Raw genomic sequence first — 10332 nt, forward strand, 5'->3', positions numbered from 1 at the left:
CTGTCGCTAGGCCCGCAAAGGCTGTGCTATGATCAATTTAGACGAACATACGATCTGATATGACTAGAGGAGGCCAAGCTGTGCAAGAGACGATTAAGCCACCGGCGGAGGTGCTGTACGAGAAGCAACTGAAGGCCCTGCGAGAGGAAGATACGGGCAGTCGTCCGCCGCATTGGCTGCTATCCCCCAGAAGCGTAAGGGATTTTATCATCGGGCGAGAGCAGCCTGCTCTGCTGGAGGGCCGGGAAATCGCGATTACGCGCAAGTTTTACGGTAATGATGTGCTAATTGAACGCGCCATCGTCACCCTCGCAGGCAATCGTGGACTGATGCTGGTGGGTGAACCCGGCACGGCCAAGACGATGCTCAGCGAGCTGCTGTCGGCTGCCATTTCCGGTACGAGTCTGAATACGGTTCAGGGTACGGCAGGGACTACCGAGGATATGATTAAATATTCGTGGAATTATGCGATGCTGCTGGACCAAGGACCGTCCGAGGCAGCTCTCGTTCCGTCCCCGTTGTATCACGGCATGAAGCACGGGGTTCTGACCCGTTTTGAGGAGATTACGCGCTGCCCCGCTGAGGTGCAGGACAGTCTCATCAGTATTCTCAGTGATAAAGTAATGAGCATTCCCGAGCTGGAGGGCGGCGTTTTGTTTGCCAAACCGGGATTTAATATTATCGCTACGGCGAATATCCATGACAAGGGTGTTAACGAAATGAGCGGCGCCCTGAAACGTCGCTTCAACTTTGAGACGATTCGCCCGATTGCCAACATGACGATGGAAGCTGAGATTATTGTCTCGCAATCCAGGACGCTGCTGGAGCACAGTGGCGTGGAGGTGGAGGTTGACCGGGGCGTCGTCGAGCTGCTGGCGACGACCTTCATGGAATTGCGACAAGGCATTAGCCGGGAGGGCTACAAGCTGGAGATGCCACAGGCGACACTGAGTACGGCGGAGGCCGTATCGGTCTATGTGCAGAGCGCTATGACTTCTTATTATTACGAAGGCGGCACGATCGGACTCGACCGGCTGGTGCAGAACATGCTGGGGACGATAGCCAAGGAAAACGAGAAGGATCTGGGCATTCTGAAGAGTTATTTTGCCAAGGTGGTCAAGGCGCGGGCTGGCGAAGATGAGCTGTGGAAGGCCTTGTATGAGGAAAAACGATGGATCGGTTAGGTGTGTCAGCCCTTGATGGTCCGTCTATGCTGCAAACGCAGCCATCGGAGCTCCCAGGCTCCACACCAGGAGAGCTCCCGTCGTTCGCGGAGGCAGCGGGCGACGGTCTGGCGGAGCGGCTGGCATCGTTGTGCAGCGAACGTGTATATAACCTCTCGGAGCCTGTGGTTTATTTTCCTGTACGGCATCATAGCCCGGTCTGCTCGCATCATTTGCTTCGCGTCATGCGCGCTTACCGCCCGGAGATTGTCCTGATCGAAGGACCGGAGGGGGCCAGCGAGCTCATTCCCGTGCTGGCGGATGAGGCAACAGAGCCGCCGGTCAGTCTGTATTGTACATACGAGAGCGATGAGGAGAAGGCGGCATGGTACTATCCCCTGCTCAGCTGTTCGCCGGAGTATACGGCGCTGAAGGAAGCGGCCGCGCGTCAGATCCCGTGCAGCTTCATCGATCTGGACTACCGTCCCCGGCCGGGAGCAATGGAGGAGGTCTCGGCCTCCCTTCAGGACGAGAAGCTGCTGACCAGCTCGGATTTCATGGCGGAGCTGTGCCGCCGCATGAACTGCCGCAGCTTCGAAGAGCTGTGGGAGAAGGTATTCGAGATTGGCGGTTTGTCCGCCCAGACGGATGCCTTTGTCCGTGATGTGTTCACCTACTGCACGCTCTCCCGCATGTGTTATTCGGAGCAGCGTCTGCGGCGCGAGGGCGAATTGGACCGCGAAGCCAATATGCGCCTGCATATCCGGCAGGCTCGTGAGCAGTATGGACGCGTGCTGGTCGTAACAGGCGGGTTTCATACCTATGGTCTGCTTGACCCCGAGCCCGAGGGGCCGTGGCAGGCTGTCCGCGATTCAGACATTGCAGACGCGGCCAGCCCGAAGGAGGCACCGAATGAAGATGACACGCCGGCACCAGGTACAGACCCACCCATGCGCAAGACTGATGGGGGCGAGGACACAGTAACACCTGAGGCGGAGCGGTCTGAACAGGCAGAGTCCGGCAAGGCTTCGCCCGGCGAGCAGACGTATTCGGGAAAACCATCTACGTCCTTGCCTGAGTGCTCGCCTGGCCGCATCGGCAAACGGCAGCATTATCCAATGATCTATACGTTCGAAGAAGCGGATCGCTTGAACGGCTATGCCAGCGGAATGCCGTATGTCAGTTACTACGATGAACTCTGGGCAGAGCTGCGTCGCGGCCGCCGCTCACCCTACGCTCGAGTCTCGCAGCGTCTGCTTGCTCGCCTGACTCGCGAGATGCGCAAGCAGAACGAGCCGGTGTCCACGAGCGACGCCATCGAGGCTTACAGCATGCTGCAAGGGCTCACCGCCCTGCGTGGCAAGCGAGAAGGCGGCGTCTATGAACTGATGGACGCCGTGCTCGCCTGCTTCGTCAAGGGCGAGTTCACGTTGGCGACCGATGCGCCACTGCGGCGGCTGCGAGCGCTGCTCACAGGCGACAAGATCGGCCGCGTTGCAGATAGCGGCTGGGTCGTTCCGATTGTAGAGGACGTGAAGCGCCGAGCAGCAACCGCCCGTCTGGAGCTGCGGGCCACAGGGAAGCGCAAGCGCACCCTGGATCTGTATGCGAAGCCACGGCATCGGGCGGTGAGTCAGCTGCTGCATTGCCTCAGTTACCTGGTACCGGACTTTGCGAAGCGGGAGAGCGGGCCCGACTGGGTGAGCGGAAGGCACATGAATCTGGTCCGCGAGACATGGAGCTATGCATACTCCGCCCGGGTCGAAGCGCGTCTCATCGAGCAATCGCTCTATGGCGGTACCCTGCACGAGGCTGCAGTACGCAAGCTGGAAGAGACGGCGGCGGAGCTGCCCGATCATCATAGCGGCGAGCTTGCTGAGCTGCTGCTGCAGGCCTTGCTGATGGGATTGCAAGAGACGGCGGATCAGCTGTACGCGCTGGTGAAGGCTGCACTCCGCAAGGATGCCCACTTCCTATCGCTATGCCGCACGCTGCATGCGCTGGATCGTCTACACCAGCACGGCCGGTTGCTCGGACTGCGCCCGGACGAAGCTCTGCCTGCGTTGCTAGACGAGGCATACGGCCGGGCAGTCGATCAGCTCCCTGCAATCGCCCGCGCCGCCCCCGAGCTGCATGATGAGATGATTCAAGGACTGAAGCTGCTGATCATGCTCGCGCCCGCGCGGCCGGAGCACGGACTGGAGGAGCGGTTCGCGGCATTATTGGACGATCGGGAATTGGCGCCGCGTCTGGAGGGTGTCTGTCTGGTCTTGGCCATCAAGCAGGGCTGGCGCCTCCGCAGGGAACTAGTGACCCGTGCCAACGGCTATATTCGCGGCACGCCGGAGCAGGTGGCCAAGATTGCGATTTACTTGCAGGGGGTGTTTGTGGCGGGGCGTGATGTCTTCCTGTATGATGATGAGCTCCTGAGTGAGGTCGATGCACTCATCTCGGAGCTTCCGCATGACTCCTTCGTCGAGATGGCCGCTGATCTCCGGCTGGCCTTTACATTTTTCACGCCCGGCGAAAAAGCGCTGATCGCAGGTCGCGTTGCCCGGCGGTTCGGGGTTCGGGAGTCGGAGCTGGACCGTCCGGCTGTCGACGAACGCCTGCTGCTGCGCGCCGAAGCGCTCGATCAAGCGATTCGAAGGGAGTTTGCTGCATGGAACCTGACGTAACGAACCAGACGCTTAACCGCTGGCGGTTGATTCTGGGCGCGGAGTCGGAGCAAGCGCTGTGCGGTGGCCAAGATGAGGCAGCGTCAGAGAAATTTGTCTACGCCGAGATGGACGAGGCGCTTGGCTATTTGTACGACCGGGAGTACAGCGAGGAGCAAGGGTACCGCCGGGAAGGCGGGCAAGGGCCCTCCCAGCTCACCGTTCCGGAGTGGCTCCACAAGATCCGCAAGCTCTTCCCCAAGACAACCGTCGAGACCTTGGAGAAGCAGGCTTTGGACCGATACGGACTGACAGAGCTGCTCACCGACCGCAAGCTGCTGGAATCACTGGAGCCGAACATGCATCTGCTGAAGCAAATTATGACCTTCAAGAGCCGAATGAAAAAAGACGTGCTTCACAGTGCCAAAGCCATTGTCCGTACCGTCGTAGAAGAACTGCGGCGCAAGCTGGAGATGGGTGTCCGTTCCAGCATTCTGGGCAAGCGCAGCCGGCATGCCGCTACGCCCGTCCGGTCGCTGCGCAACTTGAATGTCAAACGAACGATTCGTCACAACCTCAGGCATTATGACCGGGAACGCCGCCGCTTTGTGATCGATCGACTGTTTTTTGACGGCCGGGTGCAGAGCTTCAACAAATGGGATGTGGTCATCGCTGTGGACGAAAGCGGAAGTATGCTGGATTCCGTTATCTACAGTGCAGTAATGGCCAGTATCTTCCACCGGCTGAGCGCCTTGCGCACGCATCTCATTATTTTCGACACCCAGGTCGTTGACCTGACGGACAGGCTGGAGGACCCGGTCGATTTGCTGATGAGCGTCCAATTGGGCGGGGGGACGCATATTGCCAAGGCGTTGCGCTATGGCGAGCGTCTGGTGGACAATCCAGGTCGAACCATCTTCGTGCTGGTAAGTGATCTGGAGGAGGGGTACCAGCTTCGCTATATGTATCAGGCCTGCAAGGACATCATCGATAGTGGGGCACGGCTGCTCGTGCTGACCGCCCTCGATTATAGCGGAGAGGCGGTATACAACCGAGCGGCAGCCCAGACCCTGACCGATATGGGAGCTCATGTCGCAGCCATTACTCCTGACGCGCTGGCCGACTGGATTGGTGAGGTCATTCGTTAAATAACCGAATACGAGGAGGAATCATTGATGCTTACAGAAGACAAAGTGTTGCCAAATGCCAAGGCCGAGAAGTGCTTGAAGCAGCTGGTTGAGGATTACAATCTGGATGTGAAGGACGCCGAGCGTGTCCGTGACTTCGTGTCGGGTCAGGGGACACAGGCGCCCAACATCAAGAAAAAATCCCATTACTATGGGTTCAGTACGATGGATGCCCTTCGGAAACTGGGGGCCGACAGCGACGCAGATGAGGATACACGCTACCGGCTTGGGGCGTTGCTCCTTCGAATTGAACAGAGTCACTGGGCAGGGGGGATCGTCAGGGATGTCGTAGGCATAACGTACGATGTCGGCGGCCTGCGTGACCGTTGGAAGCTGCAGGGGGCCCGGGCGTCACAGTTACAGGAGCCGCTGGTCAAACTGTTGGACTATGCAGGTGAAGAGCAGGCGCTCGCAATGATTGAGGAAAGCCTTCAAGCGGGTGGTCTGGGGGTTCGTCAGAACCGCAACGCCTATATGCTGGTTCAGGGTCTTCTCCTGCTCCAGGTTTACGCTCTGGCTCGTCCCGCGGTGGCCCAATCCAGACTGGACAAGCTGCCTCCGCTTGTTCGGGCCGTCGTCATGGAGCAGGCGGACGAAGTGGACCGCCTGTTACGGGAGTTGCTGGCGCGCCCGCTAGCCCAGCCATCGAACTATCGCGATCCACGATCCTCGCTTGATCTTGATTCGGACTGGCGGCAGGAGCGGCGGGAGCGCGCGATGAACGGCCGCTACGGGAGCGGAACCTCCTTTTCGGACAAGGAGCGGGTATCCAAGCAGGCAGTTGAGGACGCAATTTGGCTGACCACCTCGCTGCTGCTCTACCGGATGCACGCCCACGGCACCAAGTCGAGGCTGCTAGCGGAGGCCGGACCGATCGATCAATGGCTGCTGCAAGCGGTGCGCGAGCTGCATGAGGTCTATCCGTTTGAGGTGCGTGAAGGCTTGCTGGCCCTCGACAGCCGCTGGTCTGCTCCCGATGAGCTGCTGGAGGGTTTGGTGCCGCTGGATGAGCCCTTCTATTTCATTGAGCAGCTCCGGGATGCGCTGGACCAGAACTATATTCCGTGGAAGAAAGTCAGCACACTCATTCTGGCTGAACCGGAGCTCAGTAGACGAGCCTATGCCATTCTGGAGCATCCGTTCATCTCTCTCGTCATTCACAAAACACTGGCCGAGCATGGGGAGGAGTTGCCTGAAAATGCAGGTACTGTAGAGGCAGCGGCACTTGCGATGATGCGGGCTCCATCCTACGGCAGCCGTTATGGGTTATTGCTGTCCCGCTATCTGGGCGGCGAAATGACGAAGGAGGCCTACCTGGCAGATCCGACGTCCCAGCATGTCTTTAACAACCTCAACCGAGATCAGAAGCGTATTCAGGTCGTCATCGCGTCGACATACCAACCGCTGCAGAGTGAGGCCGCCCGTCGCTTGGCCCGTATCGTGACTGCTGAAGGCATGAACACGCGGGCTTGCCTCTCGGAGCTGTATCAGTCGGACGTCTTCGATGGCCCGCAGTTGCTGGCTGTGCACGGTGAAGATCCGGAGGTGAACCGGGACAAGCTGCTGGAGGCTTTGATTCTGCTTAACGGTCTCAAAGGCTATAGCACGTATGGCGTCAACTATATGCCGGAGAATGACTACCGACAGCTGCTGAGCAGTCATCTTGGAGAAGCGCTGGCCACCTACGACGAGCTCTCCACCTATGCGCGGGAGCTGGTCATTGAACTGGCCCTGGAGCAGGGAGATCGTCTGCAGCCAGAGCTTCGAGTCGCCATCTTCCGGACTGGACTATCCGAATCGTCCAAGAAGCTGCGCCGCAAGGTATTGTCTGTTTTTGCCTCAACCGAGGATGCAGAGCTGTACAAGCAGGTGTATCAAGCGGAGAAGAAAGCGGCTATCAAGGAGCTGACGCTGGGGCTGCTGCGCCGCACACCAGAAGCCAAGACCGTGCTGGGTGAGCTGTTGGTGAAGGAAAAAAATGCCGGGCTAAAACAGCTGATCGAGGTGCTGCAGGAGACAGCAGATCAGGGACCTGCTCAGGCACACGCCGCACTTGCCCGTCAGGCAGATGCGAAGAAATCGGCTCGCCTGGCCTGGATTTCCATGGGCGATCTGCCTGACTTGAAGGATCAGCAGGGCCAGCCGCTCGACCCGGACGTGCGTACGTACATCCTGCTGCAATCCGTGGATCACAATACGGCGCCCAATGAGCTGCTGGAAGAGATGGAGTCCTACGTGGATCGGCAGTCGCTTGCGGACTTGACGGCAGAGCTGATCCGCCAGTGGATTCAGGAAGAAGCGCCAGCCAAAGAAAAGTGGGTCCTCCATCTCGGGGCGCTGTTCGGTGACCGCCAGCTGATCTCCCTGCTGGGCAACCGGATCAAGGGCTGGGCGGAGAACAGCCGCGGCGCGGTGGCTGCAGAGGCTGTCAAAATTCTATCGTACGTGAAGGAAACCTCAGCGCTCATCGCCATCGACAATTTCAAGCGTACCATCAAGAACAAACAGGTACGGGGCGCGGCAGAGGAGGCGCTGGAGCTGGCCGCCGAGAACGCCGGTCTGACGCCGGATCAGTTGGCTGACCGCCTCATCTCCAGTCTTGGATTCGATAATCAAGGCGTGCAGACCTTCAGCTACGGGCCGCGCAGCTTCGAGGTCCGGGTTACCCCTGATTTGCAGTTGTCGGTCGTCCAGACGGATACCGGCAAGGCTGTGAAAAGCCTGCCAGCGGCCGGAGCCAAGGATGACGCGGATCAGGCGAAGCAGGCCAAGGCCGCTTTTAACCAGCTCAAGAAGGATCTTAAGACGATGGCGGGTATTCAACTGCAGCGCCTGGAAGAATCGTTGTCCAAGCAGCGTCTCTGGTCAGCACAGGAGTGGAAGGACCTGTTCGTCGAGAATGTTATTATGCACCAGTTCGCCATTGGTTTGATTTGGGGCGTGTATGCGGACGGCAAGCTGGTTCAAACGTTCCGTTACATGGATGATGGCACCTTCAATACGGTAGATGAAGAGGAGTATGATTTGGCCGGGGACGCGCAAATCGGCCTGGTGCATTCGCTGGAGCTTGATCAGGAGGAGTTGGCCGGTTGGAAGACGCAGCTGGCGGATTACGAGATCAAACCGCCGTTCGAGCAACTGGAGCGTCCGGTCTATCTGCCGGAGGAAGAGGAGCGCCAGCTCAGCGCCTATCTCAAAGTGCCAGACGATGAGTTGTCGCCGACGGGATTCCCGAAGGCACTGGAGAAGTATGGCTGGACCAAGGGGCCAGTCGAGGATGGCGGCTGGTATCATGAATTTTCCAAGGATTATGGAGATCTGATCGCCGAACTCCGCTTCAGCGGAACCAGCATTGCTTATTATGAAGGGCTGGAGAAGATCACGCTGCAAGGCCTGTATTTTTTCAAAAACAAGCGCAAGGCCTATCATAGTTACTACAGTGAAGATGGCATCAAGCTGGGGAGTGTGCCGACCCGGGTGTTCAGCGAGTCGGTCTATGACGTACTGCGGGCGTCTGGACGATAGGCGTGAGTAATTTGGTATTTCACCAAAACTTTGTGACCTTCATCCAGTCGTGCACAGAGGATTATCTGATTCGTCATGCCAATAAAGGGCTGGTTAACCGGGCTCGCAAGGATCTGGACAAAGGCGCGGCAGTTGAGTTCGAGCTTGGCAACGAGGCAGTCACTTGCCGGATCAACGATGGTACGGTTTGCACGCTGACGGAGAGCATGGAGCGTTGGAGTTGCAGCTGTCCTTCGCCCTCGCTCTGCAAGCATGTGCTGATGGCGATATTTGCGTATCAGGCCCAGCTGACGGATGGTATGGAGGACGAGCAGACGGCTGTAGAAGCTCCCGCGCGAGATTTTTCCTGGTTGTTGTCCGAGGAGCTGCCCCCGCTGCTGGCGGGGTTCAAGCCTGGCGCACTAGAGGAGGCGTGGTTCCGTATCCGTTACGATGAAGAGTTGGCTATTCAGCGTGACACCCTGTTGACCGTACGGTTGCTCCGCCAAGACGTGGAGGTCTCGTATCCGGAAGAGCCCGGAGCGCTGCAGGCACTCTGTAGAGTGGAGGGGGCCGAGGCTGAGATACTTAAGGCAGAGGCGCTCTTGCGTTATCGCCGGAGTCAGGGGATTGATGATACAGAGGCCATGCAGCACCAGGTGGCGCTGGCGAGTTACTCTGCAGCTGCGGTCAGCGAGATCCGGTCCATGTTGGAGCAACTGCTGCATACCGGACTGGCCAGGCTGCCTGAGACCAGTTTGTATCAATTGGAGACGCTGGCTGTCGCTGCCCACAGCGGTGGCCTGCCGGAGGTAGAGCGGCGCTTGCGGGCGCTGAAGGGTGAGTTGGAGCTGTTCTTCGCTCGCCATGTGCGCTTCGGCATGCCACGGTTTCTCATGCTGCTCAGCACGCTGGCACTGGCGCTCAGACAGCTGGAGCAGGGGGGACTGCCTCCAGCCAAGCAGGCTGAACTCGTCGGCGTGCACCGAACCCGCTATTATACCGTTCCCCAGCTCAGGCTGTATGGATTGGGAGCTGACCCATGGGAGACGGCCTCCGGCTATCGGGGCACGACGTATTATTTTTACTGCGAGGATGATCGCGAGCTATACACGTATACTGATGTCCGGCCGCTCTACTATGAAGGCGGCAGCTATGATTATGCGGCGCAGTATCTGTCCTTCACGCCGTGGCAAACGGGAATGACGCTGAGTCAGCTGGGCAAGTCGCAGCTGGTCCTTCGCGGCATTAAGGTCAACCGAGAACGCCGCCTCTCCTCTGGGGAAGTGGCCTCGCTGCGCTCGCTGCCCCGCGAGGCCATCGAAACCGTCGCCCGGGAGGGGCTGCTGCATCGCTCGGACACATCGCTCCTGGAGGAGGATGACCCGCGATTGTTCGTACCGCGTCCCGAGCGCGTGGTCCTGCTGAAGCTGAGCCGCATCAAGGAGCGGGGGTTCGACATCGCCACCCAGACGCTGCTGCTACTCGCGGAGGGTGCGGCGGGTGACGAGGTTCGACTGGAGCTGCCCTACACCCCGGAGTGGGCGGGGGCGTTCAAGCGACTGGAGCAGCTCAGCTTAGAGAGGCTGACGGATTTCTATGCGCTAGTGCGCATCGAAGCGGGTACGCTGCGTCCCATCAGCTTCCTGCGCGGTACCGAGGTAACCAATCTCAAGCTCGACACATACTGATCCAACACTTTGTGTAATGCGAAGTTGAATGTATTTGCTGCAAGGCAAGAAAGTTTCGTTAGAGGAGTCGTGAGCGGCTAGTTGGGTGCTGCAAGGCAAGAAAGTTTCGTTAGAGGAGTCGTGAGCGGCT

Annotated in this window: 5 protein-coding genes; all 5 read left to right on the forward strand. The window is 58.9% G+C overall.

The genetic code is table 11. The annotated features are described in order from the left end of the window. The first annotated feature begins 59 nt into the window (after positions 1–59). Genes F556_RS0128875 through F556_RS0128895 form a run of 5 tightly spaced genes read left to right on the forward strand, consistent with a single transcriptional unit; the run spans position 60 to position 10202 of the window. Positions 60–1184 carry an ATP-binding protein gene (locus F556_RS0128875; protein WP_040718795.1) on the forward strand — a complete coding sequence of 375 codons (1125 nt, stop codon included), beginning with the start codon at positions 60–62 and terminating at the stop codon, positions 1182–1184. Beyond that, positions 1172–3841: a DUF5682 family protein gene (locus F556_RS0128880; RefSeq protein WP_020620483.1), complete on the forward strand. Its 2670-nt coding sequence runs from the start codon at positions 1172–1174 to the stop codon at positions 3839–3841. Before F556_RS0128875 ends, F556_RS0128880 begins: the two co-directional genes overlap by 13 nt. Beyond that, on the forward strand, positions 3826–4968 hold the full coding sequence (locus tag F556_RS0128885; RefSeq protein ID WP_026297559.1) for a VWA domain-containing protein: 1143 nt from the start codon (positions 3826–3828) through the stop codon (positions 4966–4968). Before F556_RS0128880 ends, F556_RS0128885 begins: the two co-directional genes overlap by 16 nt. A 27-nt stretch (positions 4969–4995) precedes the next feature. Further along, positions 4996–8532 (forward strand): DUF4132 domain-containing protein, encoded by a 3537-nt coding sequence (locus tag F556_RS36735; RefSeq protein ID WP_020620485.1) that lies wholly within the window; start codon positions 4996–4998, stop codon positions 8530–8532. A gap of 2 nt (positions 8533–8534) precedes the next feature. Further along, positions 8535–10202 carry an SWIM zinc finger family protein gene (locus F556_RS0128895; RefSeq protein WP_169447654.1) on the forward strand — a complete coding sequence of 556 codons (1668 nt, stop codon included), beginning with the start codon at positions 8535–8537 and terminating at the stop codon, positions 10200–10202. The last annotated feature ends 130 nt before the right edge of the window (positions 10203–10332 follow it).

This window comes from Paenibacillus daejeonensis DSM 15491, assembly GCF_000378385.1.
Classification (GTDB): Bacteria; Bacillota; Bacilli; order Paenibacillales; family Paenibacillaceae; genus Paenibacillus_D; species Paenibacillus_D daejeonensis.